The sequence below is a fragment of the Microbacterium sp. NPDC006705 genome (assembly GCF_044903545.1).
Lineage (GTDB): Bacteria > Actinomycetota > Actinomycetes > Actinomycetales > Microbacteriaceae > Microbacterium > Microbacterium plantarum.
In genome coordinates this window covers 175,956-192,668 of the sequence record NZ_JBJDQQ010000003.1, presented here as the reverse complement: position 1 = coordinate 192,668, position 16,713 = coordinate 175,956, and the positions used below count along the sequence as shown (strand labels likewise).

General features: G+C 69.0%; 22 protein-coding genes. 21 read left to right on the top strand and 1 reads right to left on the bottom strand.

All coding sequences use genetic code 11. The features are described from left to right. Positions 1-3: 3 nt before the first annotated feature. Entirely contained in the window at positions 4-651 is a 648-nt protein-coding gene (locus tag ACI2K6_RS14830; RefSeq protein WP_112617783.1) for a hypothetical protein, read from the bottom strand. A gap of 129 nt (positions 652-780) precedes the next feature. Here ACI2K6_RS14830 and ACI2K6_RS14825 point away from each other — a divergent pair, with 129 nt between their 5' ends. The 21 genes from ACI2K6_RS14825 to rpsQ all read left to right on the top strand — a co-directional run bounded on the left by ACI2K6_RS14825 (position 781) and on the right by rpsQ (position 16,711). Next, positions 781-1,896, top strand: a complete 1,116-nt coding sequence (locus tag ACI2K6_RS14825) for an ABC transporter (protein WP_282501558.1) — start codon at positions 781-783, stop codon at positions 1,894-1,896. Continuing rightward, positions 1,896-2,369, top strand: a complete 474-nt coding sequence (locus ACI2K6_RS14820) for a hypothetical protein (RefSeq protein ID WP_112617785.1) — start codon at positions 1,896-1,898, stop codon at positions 2,367-2,369. Before ACI2K6_RS14825 ends, ACI2K6_RS14820 begins: the two co-directional genes overlap by 1 nt. Positions 2,370-2,414: 45 nt before the next feature. Next, on the top strand, positions 2,415-3,077 hold the full coding sequence (locus tag ACI2K6_RS14815) for a spermidine/putrescine ABC transporter substrate-binding protein (protein ID WP_112617786.1): 663 nt from the start codon (positions 2,415-2,417) through the stop codon (positions 3,075-3,077). A gap of 40 nt (positions 3,078-3,117) precedes the next feature. Continuing rightward, positions 3,118-4,776, top strand: a complete 1,659-nt coding sequence (locus ACI2K6_RS14810; protein WP_323986664.1) for a DUF5684 domain-containing protein — start codon at positions 3,118-3,120, stop codon at positions 4,774-4,776. Positions 4,777-5,037: 261 nt separating this feature from the next. After that, entirely contained in the window at positions 5,038-5,406 is a 369-nt protein-coding gene (gene rpsL, locus ACI2K6_RS14805) for a 30S ribosomal protein S12 (protein ID WP_018187369.1), read from the top strand. A gap of 5 nt (positions 5,407-5,411) precedes the next feature. Continuing rightward, a complete protein-coding gene (rpsG, locus tag ACI2K6_RS14800) occupies positions 5,412-5,882 on the top strand; it encodes a 30S ribosomal protein S7 (RefSeq protein WP_023954027.1) in 471 nt (156 codons plus the stop codon). A gap of 69 nt (positions 5,883-5,951) precedes the next feature. After that, positions 5,952-8,066, top strand: coding sequence for an elongation factor G (fusA, locus tag ACI2K6_RS14795; protein ID WP_112617787.1), 2,115 nt, complete (start codon positions 5,952-5,954; stop codon positions 8,064-8,066). A gap of 144 nt (positions 8,067-8,210) precedes the next feature. Beyond that, the gene (gene tuf / locus ACI2K6_RS14790; protein WP_023954029.1) at positions 8,211-9,404 is read left to right on the top strand and encodes an elongation factor Tu; all 1,194 of its coding nucleotides are present in this window, start codon (positions 8,211-8,213) and stop codon (positions 9,402-9,404) included. A 130-nt stretch (positions 9,405-9,534) separates the two neighbouring features. Further along, entirely contained in the window at positions 9,535-9,750 is a 216-nt protein-coding gene (locus ACI2K6_RS14785) for an Rv0909 family putative TA system antitoxin (protein ID WP_023954031.1), read from the top strand. Positions 9,751-9,929: 179 nt separating this feature from the next. Next, the gene (locus ACI2K6_RS14780) at positions 9,930-10,886 is read left to right on the top strand and encodes a hypothetical protein (protein ID WP_404568928.1); all 957 of its coding nucleotides are present in this window, start codon (positions 9,930-9,932) and stop codon (positions 10,884-10,886) included. 478 nt (positions 10,887-11,364) lie between these two features. Then, positions 11,365-11,673: a 30S ribosomal protein S10 gene (gene rpsJ / locus ACI2K6_RS14775; RefSeq protein WP_017201594.1), complete on the top strand. Its 309-nt coding sequence runs from the start codon at positions 11,365-11,367 to the stop codon at positions 11,671-11,673. Positions 11,674-11,681: 8 nt separating this feature from the next. Next, positions 11,682-12,341, top strand: coding sequence for a 50S ribosomal protein L3 (rplC, locus tag ACI2K6_RS14770; RefSeq protein WP_023954036.1), 660 nt, complete (start codon positions 11,682-11,684; stop codon positions 12,339-12,341). A gap of 2 nt (positions 12,342-12,343) precedes the next feature. Then, entirely contained in the window at positions 12,344-13,006 is a 663-nt protein-coding gene (gene rplD, locus ACI2K6_RS14765) for a 50S ribosomal protein L4 (RefSeq protein ID WP_023954038.1), read from the top strand. Then, the gene (gene rplW, locus ACI2K6_RS14760; protein ID WP_023954040.1) at positions 13,003-13,302 is read left to right on the top strand and encodes a 50S ribosomal protein L23; all 300 of its coding nucleotides are present in this window, start codon (positions 13,003-13,005) and stop codon (positions 13,300-13,302) included. The genes rplD and rplW overlap by 4 nt, the downstream gene beginning before the upstream one ends. Before the next feature lie 24 nt (positions 13,303-13,326). After that, entirely contained in the window at positions 13,327-14,166 is an 840-nt protein-coding gene (gene rplB / locus ACI2K6_RS14755; RefSeq protein ID WP_023954042.1) for a 50S ribosomal protein L2, read from the top strand. A gap of 12 nt (positions 14,167-14,178) precedes the next feature. Continuing rightward, entirely contained in the window at positions 14,179-14,460 is a 282-nt protein-coding gene (rpsS, locus tag ACI2K6_RS14750) for a 30S ribosomal protein S19 (protein WP_023954043.1), read from the top strand. Positions 14,461-14,498: 38 nt separating this feature from the next. Further along, a complete protein-coding gene (gene rplV, locus ACI2K6_RS14745; protein ID WP_036304774.1) occupies positions 14,499-14,897 on the top strand; it encodes a 50S ribosomal protein L22 in 399 nt (132 codons plus the stop codon). After that, a complete protein-coding gene (rpsC, locus tag ACI2K6_RS14740) occupies positions 14,897-15,655 on the top strand; it encodes a 30S ribosomal protein S3 (protein ID WP_023954045.1) in 759 nt (252 codons plus the stop codon). Before rplV ends, rpsC begins: the two co-directional genes overlap by 1 nt. Continuing rightward, a complete protein-coding gene (rplP, locus tag ACI2K6_RS14735; protein WP_023954047.1) occupies positions 15,655-16,074 on the top strand; it encodes a 50S ribosomal protein L16 in 420 nt (139 codons plus the stop codon). The genes rpsC and rplP overlap by 1 nt, the downstream gene beginning before the upstream one ends. Further along, positions 16,074-16,382, top strand: a complete 309-nt coding sequence (rpmC, locus tag ACI2K6_RS14730; RefSeq protein ID WP_023954048.1) for a 50S ribosomal protein L29 — start codon at positions 16,074-16,076, stop codon at positions 16,380-16,382. The genes rplP and rpmC overlap by 1 nt, the downstream gene beginning before the upstream one ends. Then, positions 16,382-16,711, top strand: coding sequence for a 30S ribosomal protein S17 (gene rpsQ, locus ACI2K6_RS14725; RefSeq protein ID WP_023954049.1), 330 nt, complete (start codon positions 16,382-16,384; stop codon positions 16,709-16,711). Before rpmC ends, rpsQ begins: the two co-directional genes overlap by 1 nt. The last annotated feature ends 2 nt before the right edge of the window (positions 16,712-16,713 follow it).

Here is a 16,713-nt window from a genome sequence, read left to right as displayed (position 1 = left end):
CCCTCAGGGAGCGGGTGTGGCCGCCCCCGCCGGCCACACCGAGGCGATGATGCCGGTCGTGTACCCCTCGGGGGCGAGGTGCGAGAACTGGGTGTCGATGAGCACGCCGTCGCGGAAGAAGAGCGTCCGTCCGTCGGTGACGGGGTAGCGCGCGTTCTGCCAGGTCTTCTCGCAGCGCACGCCGCCCGCCGGCTCGTAGCAGGTGAACCCGATCTCGGTGAGCTCGTTGAAGAAGTCGATCACCGGGTTGCGCTCGGCGTAGGCGATCGTGGTCTCGATCTTCGCGGTGTCGGCGGCCGGGTCGGCCCAGACGCAGCGCAGCGACCCGTCCGGAAGCGACCCGCTCTCACCGAAGGCCGCGTCGTTCAGCGGCACCGACGCGAGCGCGGCGCGTGCGGGGGCGCCCAGGATGCCGGCGCAGTCGCGGGGGAGGACCGTCGTCGAGACGACAGAGCCGGATGCCGTCGGCGGCGGGCCGCCCGCTTCGGCGGAGACCGTCATGGCCGGGGTCGGGCTGGGGGCATCTGCGGACGCGCTCGTATCGGGTGCCGGCCCGGCGGCGGTCCCCGGTTCCGGGGCGCATCCCGCGAGCAGTGCGGCCGCGATGAGGAGAGCGGCCGGCGCGAGGCGGGGAAGGGCGCGCGAGGTCATGGCACGACGATACGTCCGCCCGCACGCACGGGTGCGCAGACACGTCGGCACGCCTGCGCGGCACGCCCGCATCGCCGGGATATCCTCGCCTCTGCGGCGGCACCGGCCACCGCGTGAGGAGCACATCGCATGAGCGACCCCAAGTACGGCGAGCCGGTCGAAGAGCCGAAGCCGGTGGACGACGTCGTGGGCAGCGCCCGGGCCGGGCTCGCCGACGCCGAGGCGTCGCGCGATGCGGTCTCGGCCGACGACTGGGATGCCGCCTACGCCGGTTCCGGAACTCTCCCCGAGCGGTCCGCGAGCGCCGACGCCTCGACCGACCGACCCGTCGCCGACGGAGCGACCTCCGACGCGGATGCCGCTCGGATCGATGCCGCCGCAGCGCGCGACGAGCGCACCGACACCGTCGGCTCATCGTCGGACGATGCGTGGAACTCGCCGAGCGAGTGGGACACCCCGCGCGACGCCGAGGCGGATGCTGCGGCGACGACTGACCGGGATGCCGCCGCGGGCGGGGCAGCAGGCGCCGCCGCCGCTACGACCGCCGCGGGCGGAGCAGCCGCGAGCGACACCGCCACGCGCGCCTACCGTGCCGATGACACCGACGCCGGCGCCACGCGCACCGTGAGCGCGAGCGAGCCCGTCGCCGAGACGCCGGCGGCTGCGGCCCCGAGCCCGCAGCCGATCTTCGTCCAGGCCCCCGAGGCGCCGACTCCGCGGGGCAACCGTGGAGCGGCCGGCGCCATCGGCCTCCTGGCGGCCATCGCCTTCGCGCTGATCTACCTCGGCGCGGCCCTGGGCATCGACGCCGTACGCGGCGAGGTGACGACGGCCAACATCGGCGATCAGGCCCTCGCAGCCGCCACCTCGTGGTGGTTCTGGGTTCCCGTCGTGGTGTTCTTCCTCGCCTTCTGGATCCTGGGCGCGTTCATCAACCGCGGCCGCTGGGGCCTGTGGGTCCTCCTCGGACTCCTCGTGGGCCTCGCGTCATACGCGGGGCACATCGCCGGACAGCTCTTCCAGGCGCCGTTCTGGACGATCGCCCCGAGCCAGGCCCTGACCATCGTCGGAGAGCAGGCGTTCGCGCCGCTCGCACTCGTCGCTCTGGTCGCGGGTCGCGAGCTGACGATCTGGTTCGGCGCGTGGGTCGCCGCCCGCGGACGCCGAGTCACCGAGCTCAACGCCGAGGCGCAGCGCGAGTACGAGCGCACCCTCGAGGCGGGGCCTCAGCTGCACCGCTACTGATGTCCACCCCCTCCGGCGGGATGCGCCCCGGGCTCGCCACCGCATTCGCGGTCGTGGGCTTCGGGGCGCTCGCCATCTGCGGCCTCGGCATCCTGAGCCTGGTGACCGGCCAGGACGTCGTCGCCGTCCGCGGTCTCGGGCCGATCCCGGGCGCCGTCGGCTTCGGCGCCGCGGTCATCGCGATCGCTGCCACGCTGGCCACCGTGCTGCGGGTGCCGCGCCCCTCGTACGCGATCTCGGTTCCGGTGGGCATCGTCGCGCTGCTGTCGTACCTCGCCGGCCTGGTCGTGGCCGCGCTGCTCGTCGGGGTCGACGCGGCGCGAGCCCTGGCCGCGGCCGGCGGTTTCGCGGTCTCCTGGTTCGGCGTGCTCCTCGTCGCCGCGGCGGCGATCTCGGGCTGGACGGCCGTCGCGCTGGTCCGCACGCGCGCGACGCCGCCACGGTGGGCCTGGGAACGCGACGAGGACGAATGACGCGAAATCCCGGACCGACCGGCTCGGATCGGTCACAATAGGCCCGTGGAGCGGTCGCTCGAGACCCAGGTCAGCCAGGCGGTGGATGCCTGGCTGCGCTGGCTGCCGCGCTGGCAGCCAGCGACGCACCGAGGGCGCATCGCTCCCTGCCGTCGCTGCATCGGTTCGCCGGTGCTGTCGGCGGTGGGTCTCGGGTCGGACGTCCCGCACGGCGTGCAGCACGGACTCTCCACACGCATGAAGGCGATCGTGGATGCCGCCGTCGCCGAGTACACCTCGCGCAACCTGCCGATGCTGCAGGCCGAGCTCGACCAGCAGGCCGCACGCAACCGCGCGCGTACGTACCGGCCCTCCGAAGGGCTCGAGCCCGAGTTCGACGGCCTGCCGCTCGATCCGGAACCGGTGGCCGGGGCGCCGTTCCTCTTCACCATCTCCGGCCTCGCGCAGGAGTCCGACGACGCCGTGCCCGAACTGCCGCCGCTCAGCAGCGAGGCGAAAGCCGCCCTGCGGCAGGAGGTCGGTCTCGCCGACGACTACGCCAACATGATCGGGCGCGAGGTCTGCGCGGTGCTGCTGCACCACCGGCTGCGCGTGCAGGCCGCCGTCGCGCAGCATGTCGAGCCCCAGATCGAGGCGATGCTCGCCGAGCTCACGCGGTCGCTCGATGCGCCCTTCGAGCCCGGCGCGGAGCGCGGCGGTGAACCGTGACGGCGGTGACGGGGCGTCACGGGCCCTATCGTGGGATGCGATGACCACCTCCGGCAACGAATCGCTCCTCATCCTGCTCGTCGTCCTCTCGACGGTGCTGGGTGCGGTCCTCTATGTCTGGACGGCGCTGGCGCTGGCCGGGCTCTTCCGCAAGACCGACGAGGAGCCGTGGCAGGGGTGGGTGCCGCTGCTGAACATCGCGGTGGTGCTGCGCATCGGCGGCTTCAGCCCGTGGCTCGTCCTCATCGGCCTCGTCCCGGTGCTCGGGCCGCTCGCGGTGTACGTGCTGCTGGTGATGGCGGCGCACCGCATCGGCCGCGGCTTCGGCGCCGGTCCCGGCATGACGGTGCTCGCCGCACTGCTCTTCGTCGTGTGGGCCAGCATCCTCGGTCTCGGTCCCGCCCGCTGGCGGGGCGAGCAGGCCGCCGAGGTCACGGCGCCGCCGTGGGTCTTCACCCCGCCGCTGTCCGAGTCGGATCCGGAGCGCGACGCGCAGTTCCGCCCGGCCCGCTCTCCCGAGCCGGCGGCGCCGCCGACGCTGGCGAGCCCGACCCTGTCGGCACGTCACTTCAGCCCCGAGCCGCATGCCGCCAGCGGTGAGGCCGATGCGGCCGCCGTGCCCGAGCGCGAAGAGGCGCCGACCGACCTGCAGCCGTCGCCGTGGGCGCCGCCGTCGCCGTTCGCCCCCGCCGCGACCACCCCCGACGTTTCCGCGCCGGCACCCGATCGCAGCCGGTCGGCGACCGAGCCCGCCGTCGAGCCGGCCGCTCCGGACGTTCACCCGGTCGAGCCGGAACCCGCGGCCGAGCCCGCCGCGGCATCCTCTCCTGAGCAGCAGCCCGACGACGCCCCGGCGCAGCCCGAGGCCCGGCCCGCGTTCTCGGAGCCGGCCCCGAGGGAGGCGCGCGAGCCGATCCTGCGCGAACCCGCCCCGCAGGTCGAGACGCGGCCCGATGAGGATGCCGCCATCCGCGACGCGGACGCCGACGAAGACGGATCCGACGACGCGCGCTGGCCGTCCGAGATCGACGACGTCTCGGCGATCTCGCCGTCGCCGTTCCCGTCGCGGGCGGCATCCGATCGTCCCGGTGTGGTCCCGTCGTTCGCCGACCCCGACTCCGCGTCCGGCTTCGGGGCGGGTCGCCGCACCTGGGATGCCGTCTCGGCGACGCCGATCGCCCGCCGCGCCTTCGCGCGCACGCCCGACGAGTTCCCGGAGCTGTCCGACGAGGTCTCCGCGGTCGCGAGCGCTCCGGCGGCGGGGGCTCCGCGGACGGCCGAAGCGGCGGTCCCCGCCCAGCTGCGCCGCGCCGAGGTCTCCGACGACGGCGACATCGACCACACCGTCGTCGTCGCTCGGCGCCGGGTGTACTGGCAGTTGGTGCTGCCCGACGGGGAGATCGCACCGCTCACCGGTGACGTCGCCATCGTCGGGCGTCAGCCCGCGCCCGACCCCGCCTACCCGCGCGCCCAGCTCGTGGCCATCGAGGACCGCACGCGCACCGTCTCCAAGACGCACGCCCGTCTCGAACTGCGCTCGGGGCTGTGGCACATCACCGACCTGCACTCGACGAACGGCGTCGTGCTGACGAACTTCCTCGGCACCGAGATCGAGCTCGAGCCCGGGTCGGACGCGCCGGCGGGCGAGCGCTTCCTCCTCGGCGACGCCGAACTGCGCATCGAGCGGCCCGGAGCCTGACGCCGATACCACCGGCTCGCATCGGCGTTTGCCCGCCTCGCCGGAGAGGCGTATCATTGATCGGGTGTGCGCTCGTGCGCGCCCTGCGTCGTGCCTCGGTCCGATGATCAGGTCGAAGCGGAGCACGCGAATCGGGATCGTTCTGCGAACAGGACGCCCCCACGGCATATCCACCCTTCGAAAACGCAGCATTCGTGACGCGCCGGTGGATCTGTGGTGAAACCACGACGCTGTCACCGTGCAGCACTACAAGGAGAGAACGTGCCAACCATTCAGCAGTTGGTTCGCAAGGGTCGCTCGCCGAAGGTCACCAAGACCAAGGCGCCCGCTCTGAAGGCGAACCCCCAGCAGGCGGGTGTCTGCACCCGCGTGTACACGACCACGCCAAAGAAGCCGAACTCGGCCATGCGCAAGGTCGCCCGTGTCAAGCTCCGCAACGGCACCGAGGTCACCGCCTACATCCCCGGCGAGGGCCACAACCTGCAGGAGCACTCGCTCGTGCTCGTCCGCGGCGGTCGTGTGAAGGACCTCCCCGGTGTCCGCTACAAGATCGTCCGCGGTGCGCTCGACACCCAGGCCGTCAAGAACCGTAAGCAGGCTCGCAGCCGCTACGGCGCGAAGAAGGGTTGAGTTAGATGCCTCGTAAGGGACCCGCACCCCGCCGCGTCGTCGTCAACGACCCGGTCTACGGTGCTCCGATCGTCACGCAGCTCGTCAACAAGATCCTCGTCGACGGCAAGAAGTCGATCGCCGAGTCGATCGTCTACACCGCCCTCAAGGGTGTCGAGGCCAAGAACGGCCAGGACGCCGTCGCGACGCTGAAGAAGGCGCTCGACAACGTCCGTCCGACCCTCGAGGTCAAGAGCCGCCGCGTCGGTGGCTCGACCTACCAGGTGCCCGTCGAGGTTAAGCCGCACCGCGCGAACACGCTCGCGCTGCGCTGGCTCGTCTCGTACGCCAAGGGCCGTCGTGAGAAGACGATGACCGAGCGCCTGCAGAACGAGATCCTCGACGCCTCGAACGGCCTCGGTGCCGCGGTCAAGCGCCGCGAAGACACCCACAAGATGGCCGAGTCGAACCGCGCCTTCGCGCACTACCGCTGGTAAACAGCTTCTCGGCGCCGGCCGGGGAAACCTCCCCGGCCGGCGCTCCCGACCAAACGTAAGGAACAGCCCGTGGCACAAGAAGTGCTCACCGACCTCAACAAGGTCCGCAATATCGGCATCATGGCGCACATCGATGCCGGCAAGACGACGACGACCGAGCGCATCCTGTTCTACACGGGCGTCAACCACAAGCTCGGCGAGACGCACGACGGCGCCTCGACCACCGACTGGATGGAGCAGGAGAAGGAGCGCGGCATCACGATCACGTCTGCCGCCGTGACCTGCTTCTGGAACAAGAACCAGATCAACATCATCGACACCCCCGGCCACGTCGACTTCACGGTCGAGGTCGAGCGTTCGCTGCGCGTCCTCGACGGCGCGGTGGCGGTCTTCGACGGCAAGGAGGGCGTCGAGCCCCAGTCCGAGACCGTCTGGCGTCAGGCCGACAAGTACGACGTCCCGCGCATCTGCTTCGTCAACAAGATGGACAAGCTGGGCGCCGACTTCTACTTCACCGTCGACACCATCGTCAGCCGCCTGGGCGCCAAGCCGCTCGTGCTGCAGCTCCCGATCGGCGCCGAGAACGACTTCGTGGGCGTCATCGACCTCGTCGAGATGCGCGCGCTGGTCTGGCCCGGCGACGCCAAGGGTGACGTGACCATGGGCGCGAAGTACGAGATCCAGGAGATCCCGGCCGACCTCGCCGACAAGGCCGCCGAGTACCGTCAGCGCCTCCTCGAGACCGTCGCCGAGTCCGACGACGCGCTGCTCGAGAAGTTCTTCGGTGGCGAGGAGCTCAGCGTCGCCGAGATCAAGGGCGCCATCCGCAAGCTCACCGTCGCCGGCGAGCTGTACCCGGTGCTCTGCGGCTCCGCGTTCAAGAACCGCGGTGTGCAGCCCATGCTCGACGCGGTCGTCGACTTCCTCCCGTCGCCCCTCGACGTGCCCGCCATCGAGGCGCACGACCCGAAGGACGAAGAGAAGATCATCGAGCGTCACCCCGACGCCAACGACCCGTTCGCCGCGCTGGCGTTCAAGGTCGCGGTGCACCCGTTCTTCGGTCGCCTCACCTACGTCCGCGTCTACTCGGGTCACCTCGACTCGGGTGCGCAGGTCATCAACTCGACCAAGGGCAAGAAGGAGCGCATCGGGAAGATCTTCCAGATGCACGCCAACAAGGAGAACCCGGTCGACTCGCTCACCGCGGGCAACATCTACGCCGTCATCGGCCTGAAGGACACCACCACCGGTGACACCCTCGCCGACCCGGCCGAGCCCGTCGTCCTCGAGTCGATGACGTTCCCCGAGCCCGTCATCGAGGTCGCGATCGAGCCGAAGACCAAGGCCGACCAGGAGAAGCTGGGTGTCGCCATCCAGAAGCTCGCCGAAGAGGACCCGACGTTCCGCACCGAGCTCAACCCCGAGACGGGTCAGACCGTCATCAAGGGCATGGGCGAGCTGCACCTCGACATCCTCGTCGACCGCATGAAGCGCGAGTTCCGCGTCGAGGCGAACGTCGGCAAGCCGCAGGTCGCGTACCGCGAGACGATCAAGAAGGCCGTCGAGCGTCACGACTACACCCACAAGAAGCAGACCGGTGGTTCGGGTCAGTTCGCGAAGATCCAGTTCGCGATCGAGCCGCTCGAGGTCACGGCCGACAAGACGTACGAGTTCGAGAACAAGGTCACCGGTGGCCGCATCCCGCGCGAGTACATCGAGCCGACCAACCAGGGCTTCCAGGACGCGATGAACGTCGGCGTGCTCGCCGGCTACCCCATCGTGGGTGTCAAGGCGATCCTCATCGACGGCGCGTCGCACGACGTCGACTCGTCCGAGATGGCGTTCAAGATCGCCGGCTCGATGGGCTTCAAGGAGGCGCTGCGCAAGGCCAACCCGGTCATCCTCGAGCCCCTGATGGCTGTCGAGGTGCGTACGCCCGAGGAGTACATGGGCGACGTCATCGGCGACCTGAACTCGCGTCGTGGCCAGATCCAGTCGATGGAGGACGGCTCGGGCATCAAGATCGTCCGCGCTCTCGTCCCCCTGTCGGAGATGTTCGGCTACATCGGCGACCTGCGCTCGAAGACTTCGGGCCGCGCGGTCTACTCGATGGAGTTCGACAGCTACTCCGAGGTCCCGCGCGCGGTGGCCGACGAGATCGTCCAGAAGAACAAGGGCGAGTAAGCCCTCGGGATGCCGGGGGCCCAGGCTCCCGGCATCCACTCAAACTGAATATCGACCTCTCTACTAGAGTGAAAACATCCCCGTAGAGAACCGGTCGCAATCCAGCGCCCGGAGATCTACAACGACAGTCCTGAGGAGGACCCAGTGGCTAAGGCCAAGTTCGAGCGGACCAAGCCGCACGTCAACATCGGAACCATCGGTCACGTCGACCACGGCAAGACGACGCTCACCGCGGCGATCTCGAAGGTGCTCGCCGACAAGTACCCGTCGGCCACCAACGTGCAGCGTGACTTCGCGTCCATCGACTCGGCGCCCGAAGAGCGTCAGCGTGGTATCACGATCAACATCTCGCACGTCGAGTACGAGACCCCCAAGCGTCACTACGCTCACGTCGACGCCCCGGGTCACGCTGACTACATCAAGAACATGATCACCGGTGCCGCTCAGATGGACGGCGCGATCCTCGTGGTCGCCGCCACCGACGGCCCGATGGCTCAGACCCGCGAGCACGTCCTGCTCGCCAAGCAGGTCGGCGTTCCCTACCTGCTGGTCGCGCTCAACAAGTCGGACATGGTCGACGACGAGGAGATCCTGGAGCTCGTCGAGCTCGAGGTTCGCGAGCTCCTGTCGTCGCAGGACTTCGACGGCGACAACGCTCCTGTCGTCCGCGTCTCGGGCCTGAAGGCTCTCGAGGGCGACGAGAAGTGGGTCAACGCGATCGTCGAGCTCATGGACGCCGTCGACGAGTCGATCCCCGACCCGGTGCGTGACAAGGACAAGCCGTTCCTCATGCCCGTCGAGGACGTCTTCACGATCACCGGTCGTGGAACCGTCGTCACGGGCCGCGCCGAGCGCGGCACCCTCGCCATCAACTCCGAGGTCGAGATCGTCGGCATCCGCCCGACGCAGAAGACCACGGTCACCGGTATCGAGATGTTCCACAAGCAGCTCGACGAGGCCTGGGCCGGCGAGAACTGTGGTCTGCTCCTCCGCGGCACCAAGCGTGACGACGTCGAGCGTGGCCAGGTCGTCGTGAAGCCGGGTTCGGTTACCCCGCACACCAACTTCGAGGGCACTGCCTACATCCTCTCGAAGGAGGAGGGTGGCCGTCACAACCCCTTCTACACGAACTACCGTCCGCAGTTCTACTTCCGCACCACGGACGTCACCGGCGTCATCTCGCTGCCCGAGGGCACCGAGATGGTCATGCCCGGTGACACCACCGACATGTCGGTCGAGCTCATCCAGCCGATCGCCATGGAAGAGGGCCTCGGCTTCGCGATCCGTGAGGGTGGCCGCACCGTCGGCGCCGGCACGGTGACCAAGATCATCAAGTAAGTCTCGCGACTTCCTTCGCGGAACCCCTCGGACCTTCGGGTCCGGGGGGTTTCGTCGTTTCCGCAAGCTGTTGACGCGGTGTGCCGCCACGCGCTCTCATAGCGGGATACGACCCGACGAAAGGACGATCATGGGCGTCGACGACATCATCAACAAGGGCAAGCAGATGTTCGAACAGAACCGCGACAAGATCGAGGAAGCACTCAAGAGCGAGAAGGCCGAGGAGGTCAGCGACAAGTTCCTCCAGGGTGCGGCGGATGCCGTGAAGAAGGTCGTCCCGGAGCAGCACCATGGCAAGGTCGACGAGGTCCGCGAGAACGTCGACAAGAACATCGGCAACCAGTAGGCCGAGCGCCGAGAACGTACCGCCTCCGCGAGAGCGCACCGTGAACGGTGCGTGGTCGCGGGGTCGGTGCGTTCTCGCGTTCGGGGCGGTGGTTCCTCCCCAGGACGGGCGGGGGCGGGAGCGTGCACGGGGAGCAGGGGGCGCGGATGCGGGGGCGGCGCGGGCGGCATCGTGGGGGAGTGACCGAATGCGATGACCTCATCCTCCGGCGCGATGCGCGCCGTCGCGGCGAGACGTCCACGCTCGAACGGGCCGTCGGTGACGGAGAGCTCGTGCGCGTCCGGCGGGGCGTCTACGTCGCGGCGGCGCGCTGGGCGGCCGCGCGACCGGAGGCGCGGATGCGGCTGCGCGCGCACGCCCTCGCCGCTGTGGCGACCCGCGAGCCGGTCTTCTCGCACACGACGGCCGCCGCGCTGCACGGACTGCCGGTCCACCGAGGCGACGACTCCCGGGTGCATACGCTCGAGCTCGGTCCGGCGCCCGCGCCGAGTCGCAGCGACGTCGTGCGCCACCGGCACGAGGTCGCGGACGCCGACGTCTCGCGCATCGGTGCGTTGCAGGCGACGAACCTCGCCCGCACGGTGTTCGACGTGCTCTGCGCCGAGAAGGCCGAGACCGCGACGGCAGCGATGGACGCGGCGCTGCGAGCGGCGGCGTGGCGCGGCAACGGCGCCTACGACCCCGCCGCCGCCGCAGCGCTCGTCGCCGATGTGACTGCTCGCATCGAGCAGGCGCCCGGTGCCCGCGGCATCCGCAGTGCGCGGTTCGTCGCCTCGATCGCCGACGGGCGGGCACAGCTGCCGGGCGAGAGCATCAGCCGGCTGTGGATGCTGCAGCTGGGCGCTGCGGAACCGGTGCTCCAGCATCCCGTCGCGATCGGCGATGGGCAGTGGGCGTTCCTCGACTTCGCGTGGCCTCGGCTGCGGAGGTTCGGCGAGTTCGACGGCGACGGCAAGTACCTCGACCCGGCGTTGACGGCCGGACGCTCGCCCCGCGACGTGTTGCGCGCCCAGCGCGAGCGCGAGAGCCGCGTCGTCGCGGCGACCGGCTGGACCCCGGTGCGCTGGGGCTGGGAGCGCCTGGCATCCCGCCCGACGTTCGCCGCGTTCCTCCGCGCCCACGGTCTCCTGCGTTGAGCGCGATCCGTCGCTCCGAGGACGCACCGTCGCCGCGAGGGTGCACCATAGAAGGTGCGTGTTCGCGGGGAGAGTGCGTGCTCGGCGGCCCGCCGCCACGGTGCGGGACGCGACGCGGATATCGCGACACGCCCGGGTTTGCGACACGCCCGGGCGGCACGTAGACTATTCAGGTTCCACATTCCGACGGGTGCCCAGCATCCCGGATCACTGTCACGACAGTGCATAGGCGGCGCGAAGCGCAGAGTCCTAGGCCGCGGGCAGATGAACATCGAACCCCACACCGACCTGGAGACAGGATGCGCGCGTGCGCGCACGGTGCGGAACCGCAGGGAGACCCGCGGGTTTGACATCAGAACAGTGGTGCAGCATCACCGCCCCGGCGGTGAGAAGTGCCCGGCGCAGACCGCGCCACCGGGCGTCCAATGCGCTCGCGACCAGCGAGACGTAAGACGCGATAAAGAGAGTGAGCAGACAAATGGCGGGACAGAAGATCCGCATTCGCCTGAAGTCGTACGACCACGAGGTCATCGACACCTCGGCACGCAAGATCGTCGACACCGTGACCCGTGCGGGCGCGACTGTCGTCGGACCCGTGCCGCTGCCGACCGAGAAGAACGTCGTGTGCGTCATCCGGTCGCCCCACAAGTACAAGGACAGCCGCGAGCACTTCGAGATGCGCACCCACAAGCGTCTGATCGACATCGTCGACCCGACGCCCAAGGCTGTCGACTCGCTCATGCGACTCGACCTCCCGGCCGACGTCAACATCGAGATCAAGCTCTGAGGTTCGACATGGCTGACATCAACTCCAAGGTTTCCAAGGGCCTCCTCGGCACCAAGCTCGGCATGACCCAGGTCTGGAACGAGCAGGGCAAGCTCGTCCCCGTCACGGTCATCGAGATCGCGCCGAACGTGGTCACCCAGGTCCGTACGCCCGAGAAGGACGGCTACTCGGCCGTCCAGATCGCTGCCGGCCAGATCGACCCCCGCAAGGTCAACAAGCCCCTCACGGCCCACTTCGAGGCCGCCGGCGTGACCCCCCGTCGCCACCTCACCGAGGTGCGCACGGCGGATGCCGCTGACTACTCACTCGGTCAGGAGCTCACCGCCGGTGACACGTTCGAGGCCGGCCAGCTGGTCGACGTCGTCGGCACCAGCAAGGGCAAGGGCACCGCGGGTGTCATGAAGCGCCACAACTTCAAGGGCGTCTCGGCCTCGCACGGTGCGCACCGCAACCACCGCAAGCCCGGTTCCATCGGTGCCTCGTCGACGCCCAGCCGCGTCTTCAAGGGCATGCGCATGGCCGGCCGCATGGGTGGCGAGCGCGTGACCGTCCTCAACCTCACGGTGCACGCCGTCGACGCCGAGAAGGGTCTGCTGCTCGTCAAGGGCGCCGTCCCCGGTGCACGCGGCCGCATCGTCTACGTCCGCAACGCTGTGAAGGGTGCCTGATCATGGCTGACTCGACTCTCGCGCTCGACGTCCGGAGCGCCTCCGGCAAGAAGGCCGGCTCCGTGGAGCTGCCCGCCGCGCTCTTCGACGTCAAGACCAACGTTCCCCTCATCCACCAGGTCGTCGTCGCGCAGCTCGCGGCGGCTCGCCAGGGCACCCACTCGACCAAGCGTCGCGGTGAGGTCTCGGGCGCCGGCCGCAAGCCCTTCAAGCAGAAGGGCACGGGTAACGCCCGTCAGGGCTCGATCCGCGCGCCGCACATGACCGGTGGTGGCATCGTGCACGGCCCCAAGCCGCGCAACTACTCGCAGCGCACCCCCAAGAAGATGGTCGCCGCCGCGCTCCTCGGAGCGCTCAGCGACCGTGCTCGCGGCCAGCGTCTGCACATCGTCGACTCGTTCGGTGTCGAGGGCACGCCCTCGACCAAGGCTGCTGCGGCGGTTCTGACCGGCCTCGGCGCCACGAAGAACGTCCTCGTGGTCATCGAGCGCGGTGACGAGATCACCGTCAAGAGCGTGCGCAACCTCGCGTACGTCCACGTGCTGACGTTCGACCAGCTCAACGCCTACGACGTGCTCGTCTCGGACGACCTCGTCTTCACCAAGGCCGCCTACGACGCGTTCGTCGCGTCCAAGGCCGGCGCCACCGAGGAGGTCTCGGCATGACCGCCGTCAACAAGGACCCGCGCGACATCATCCTGAAGCCGGTCGTCTCCGAGAAGAGCTACGGGCTCATCGACGAGGGCAAGTACACGTTCCTCGTGGACCCCCGTGCGTCGAAGACCGAGATCAAGCTCGCGATCGAGAAGATCTTCGGCGTCAAGGTCGCAGCGGTCAACACGCTCAACCGCGCGGGCAAGTCCCGTCGCACCCGCTTCGGCACCGGCAAGCGCAAGGACACCAAGCGCGCCATCGTCACCCTGAAGTCGGGCACCATCGACATCTTCACGGCAGTCGGCTGACGGTCGGGATAGAGGACAACGAACATGGCTATTCGCAAGTACAAGCCCACGACCCCGGGTCGCCGCGGTTCGTCGGTGGCCGACTTCGCCGAGATCACCCGATCGACGCCCGAGAAGTCGCTCCTCCGCCCGATCGCCAAGACCGGTGGCCGTAACAACCAGGGCCGCATCACGACGCGTCACATCGGTGGTGGCCACAAGCGCCAGTACCGCGTGATCGACTTCCGTCGCAACGACAAGGACGGCGTCAACGCCAAGGTCGCTCACATCGAGTACGACCCCAACCGCACCGCGCGCATTGCGCTGCTGCACTACTTCGACGGCGAGAAGCGCTACATCATCGCCCCGAACAAGCTCCAGCAGGGCGACATCGTCGAGTCGGGTGCCGGCGCCGACATCAAGCCCGGCAACAATCTGCCGCTGCGCAACATCCCGACCGGTACGGTCATCCACGCCATCGAGCTCCGTCCCGGCGGCGGCGCGAAGATGGCTCGCTCGGCCGGCGCCAGCGTGCGTCTGGTCGCGAAGGACGGCCCCTACGCCCAGCTGCGTCTGCCCTCGGGCGAGATCCGCAACGTCGATGCGCGCTGCCGCGCGACCATCGGCGAGGTCGGCAACGCCGAGCAGTCGAACATCAACTGGGGCAAGGCCGGCCGTAAGCGCTGGAAGGGCGTTCGCCCGACGGTTCGTGGTGTCGCCATGAACCCGGTCGACCACCCGCACGGTGGTGGTGAGGGCAAGACGTCCGGTGGACGTCACCCCGTCACTCCCTGGGGCCAGGCTGAGGGTCGCACCCGCCACCCCAACAAGGAGAGCGACAAGTACATCGTCCGCCGTCGCAACGCCGGCAAGAAGCGCAAGTAGGAGTAGAGGAAGATGCCTCGCAGCCTGAAGAAGGGCCCCTTCGTCGACGAGCACCTGCTTCGCAAGGTGGTCGCGCAGAACGAAGCCGGCTCCAAGAACGTCATCAAGACCTGGTCGCGCCGTTCGATGATCATCCCGGCCATGCTCGGCCACACGATCGCGGTGCATGACGGACGCAAGCACATCCCCGTGTTCGTGTCCGAGACCATGGTCGGCCACAAGCTGGGCGAATTCGCGCCCACCCGCACCTTCCGCGGCCACGTGAAGGACGACAAGAAGGGCCGCCGCCGCTGACGCGGGGGCAGTTCCAGAGAGGACAGAGGAGGAGAGACATGGTGGAATCCACCGCGCGCGTGAAGCACATCCGCGTGACCCCTCAGAAGGCTCGTCGTGTCGTCGCGCTCATCAAGGGAAAGCAGGCTCAGGAGGCACTCGCCATCCTGAAGTTCGCCCCGCAGAGCGCCAGCGAGCCGATTTACAAGCTCGTCGCCTCGGCCGTCGCGAACGCTCGCGTCAAGGCCGATAAGGACAACGAGTTCCTGGACGATGCAGACCTGTACGTGAAGAACGCGTACGTCGACGAGGGCACGACGCTCAAGCGTTTCCAGCCCCGCGCCCAGGGTCGTGCCTTCCAGATCAAGAAGCGCACGAGCCACATCACGGTCGTGCTGTCGACGCCGGAGAACGCGGATGCCGCGGCCGCCGGTACGAGCAAGAAGGCGAGCAAGTAATGGGACAGAAAGTCAACCCGTACGGCTTCCGCCTCGGCATCACCACGGACCACGTGTCGCGTTGGTTCTCGGACTCGACCAAGCCGGGCCAGCGTTACGCCGACTACGTCGCCGAGGACATCAAGATCCGTCGTCTGCTGACCACGTCGCTCGACCGCGCCGGCGTCAGCAACATCGAGATCGAGCGCACCCGTGACCGCGTCCGCGTCGACATCCACACCGCCCGCCCGGGCATCGTGATCGGTCGTCGCGGCGCCGAGGCCGAGCGCATCCGCGCCGACCTCGAGAAGCTCACCGGCAAGCAGATCCAGCTCAACATCCTCGAGGTCAAGAACCCCGAGGCCGACGCCCAGCTCGTCGCGCAGGGCATCGCCGAGCAGCTCTCCGCTCGTGTGGCTTTCCGCCGCGCGATGCGCAAGGGTCTGCAGGGCGCTCAGCGCGCCGGTGCCAAGGGCATCCGGATCCAGGTCTCGGGCCGCCTCGGCGGCGCGGAGATGAGCCGCTCGGAGTTCTACCGCGAGGGCCGCGTGCCCCTGCACACGCTCCGCGCGAACATCGACTACGGCTTCTACGAGGCCAAGACCACCTTCGGCCGCATCGGCGTGAAGGTCTGGATCTACAAGGGCGACCTGACGGCCAAGGAGCTCGCTCGCGAGCAGGCCAACGCGCCGAAGACCTCGCGCGGTCGCGACGACCGCGGTGACCGCCGTCGCGGTCCCCGCAACGAGGCCCCCGTGGCAGAAGGAGCGTCGGCCTGATGCTTATCCCCCGCAAGGTCAAGTACCGCAAGCAGCACCACCCCAAGCGCGATGGCCAGGCCACCGGCGGCACGAAGGTCTCCTTCGGCGAGTTCGGTATCCAGGCACTCACGCCCGCTTACGTGACCAACCGTCAGATCGAGTCCGCTCGTATCGCCATGACGCGTCACATCAAGCGTGGCGGCAAGGTGTGGATCAACGTCTACCCCGACCGTCCGCTCACCAAGAAGCCCGCCGAGACCCGCATGGGTTCGGGTAAGGGCTCGCCGGAGTGGTGGGTCGCCAACGTCAAGCCGGGTCGCGTCCTCTTCGAGGTCGCCGGAGTCAACGAGGAGCTCGCTCGCGAGGCCCTGACCCGTGCCATTCACAAGCTGCCGCTGAAGGCACGCATCATCAAGCGCGAGGAGGGCGACGCGTAATGGCTGTCGGCACCAAGACGCTCGCCCCGAGCGAGCTCGACACGTTCGAAGACCAGCGCCTCGTCGAGGAGCTGCGCAAGGCCAAGGAAGAGCTGTTCAACCTGCGCTTCCAGTCGGCCACCGGCCAGCTCGAGAGCCACGGCCGCATCCGTGCGGTCAAGCGCGACATCGCGCGGCTCTACACGGTGATCCGCGAGCGCGAGCTCGGCATTCGTGCCACGCCCGTCGCGGAGGCGCCGAAGGCGAAGAAGACCAAGGCCAAGAAGGCGGATGACGCCACCGAGGCCGCGAAGGAAGAGACCGAGTAATGGCTACCGACAAGAACGCCGCTGAGGCTGTCGCCGAGGGCCACGAGCACGGCGAGCACGACGTCCGCGACCCGCAGGCCCGCGGTTACCGCAAGGCTCGTCGCGGCTACGTCGTGAGCGACAAGATGGACAAGACGATCGTCGTCGAGGTCGAGGACCGCGTGAAGCACCCGCTCTACGGCAAGGTCATCCGCCGCACGTCGAAGGTCAAGGCCCACGACGAGGCCAACACCGCCGGCATCGGCGACCTCGTCCTCATCAACGAGACTCGCCCGCTGAGCGCCACCAAGCGCTGGCGTCTGGTCGAGGTCCTCGAGAAGGCGAAGTGATC

Excerpts from the sequence above, each read along its gene's own strand:
- ACI2K6_RS14830 (WP_112617783.1), bottom strand. The coding sequence starts at position 651 with ATGACCTCGCGCGCCCTTCCCCGCCTCGCGCCGGCCGCTCTCCTCATC.
- ACI2K6_RS14825 (WP_282501558.1), top strand. The coding sequence starts at position 781 with ATGAGCGACCCCAAGTACGGCGAGCCGGTCGAAGAGCCGAAGCCGGTG.
- ACI2K6_RS14820 (WP_112617785.1), top strand. The coding sequence starts at position 1,896 with ATGTCCACCCCCTCCGGCGGGATGCGCCCCGGGCTCGCCACCGCATTC.
- ACI2K6_RS14810 (WP_323986664.1), top strand. The coding sequence starts at position 3,118 with ATGACCACCTCCGGCAACGAATCGCTCCTCATCCTGCTCGTCGTCCTC.
- rpsG (WP_023954027.1), top strand. The coding sequence starts at position 5,412 with ATGCCTCGTAAGGGACCCGCACCCCGCCGCGTCGTCGTCAACGACCCG.
- ACI2K6_RS14785 (WP_023954031.1), top strand. The coding sequence starts at position 9,535 with ATGGGCGTCGACGACATCATCAACAAGGGCAAGCAGATGTTCGAACAG.
- rpsJ (WP_017201594.1), top strand. The coding sequence starts at position 11,365 with ATGGCGGGACAGAAGATCCGCATTCGCCTGAAGTCGTACGACCACGAG.
- rplC (WP_023954036.1), top strand. The coding sequence starts at position 11,682 with ATGGCTGACATCAACTCCAAGGTTTCCAAGGGCCTCCTCGGCACCAAG.
- rplD (WP_023954038.1), top strand. The coding sequence starts at position 12,344 with ATGGCTGACTCGACTCTCGCGCTCGACGTCCGGAGCGCCTCCGGCAAG.
- rplW (WP_023954040.1), top strand. The coding sequence starts at position 13,003 with ATGACCGCCGTCAACAAGGACCCGCGCGACATCATCCTGAAGCCGGTC.
- rplB (WP_023954042.1), top strand. The coding sequence starts at position 13,327 with ATGGCTATTCGCAAGTACAAGCCCACGACCCCGGGTCGCCGCGGTTCG.
- rpsS (WP_023954043.1), top strand. The coding sequence starts at position 14,179 with ATGCCTCGCAGCCTGAAGAAGGGCCCCTTCGTCGACGAGCACCTGCTT.
- rplV (WP_036304774.1), top strand. The coding sequence starts at position 14,499 with ATGGTGGAATCCACCGCGCGCGTGAAGCACATCCGCGTGACCCCTCAG.
- rpsC (WP_023954045.1), top strand. The coding sequence starts at position 14,897 with ATGGGACAGAAAGTCAACCCGTACGGCTTCCGCCTCGGCATCACCACG.
- rplP (WP_023954047.1), top strand. The coding sequence starts at position 15,655 with ATGCTTATCCCCCGCAAGGTCAAGTACCGCAAGCAGCACCACCCCAAG.
- rpmC (WP_023954048.1), top strand. The coding sequence starts at position 16,074 with ATGGCTGTCGGCACCAAGACGCTCGCCCCGAGCGAGCTCGACACGTTC.
- rpsQ (WP_023954049.1), top strand. The coding sequence starts at position 16,382 with ATGGCTACCGACAAGAACGCCGCTGAGGCTGTCGCCGAGGGCCACGAG.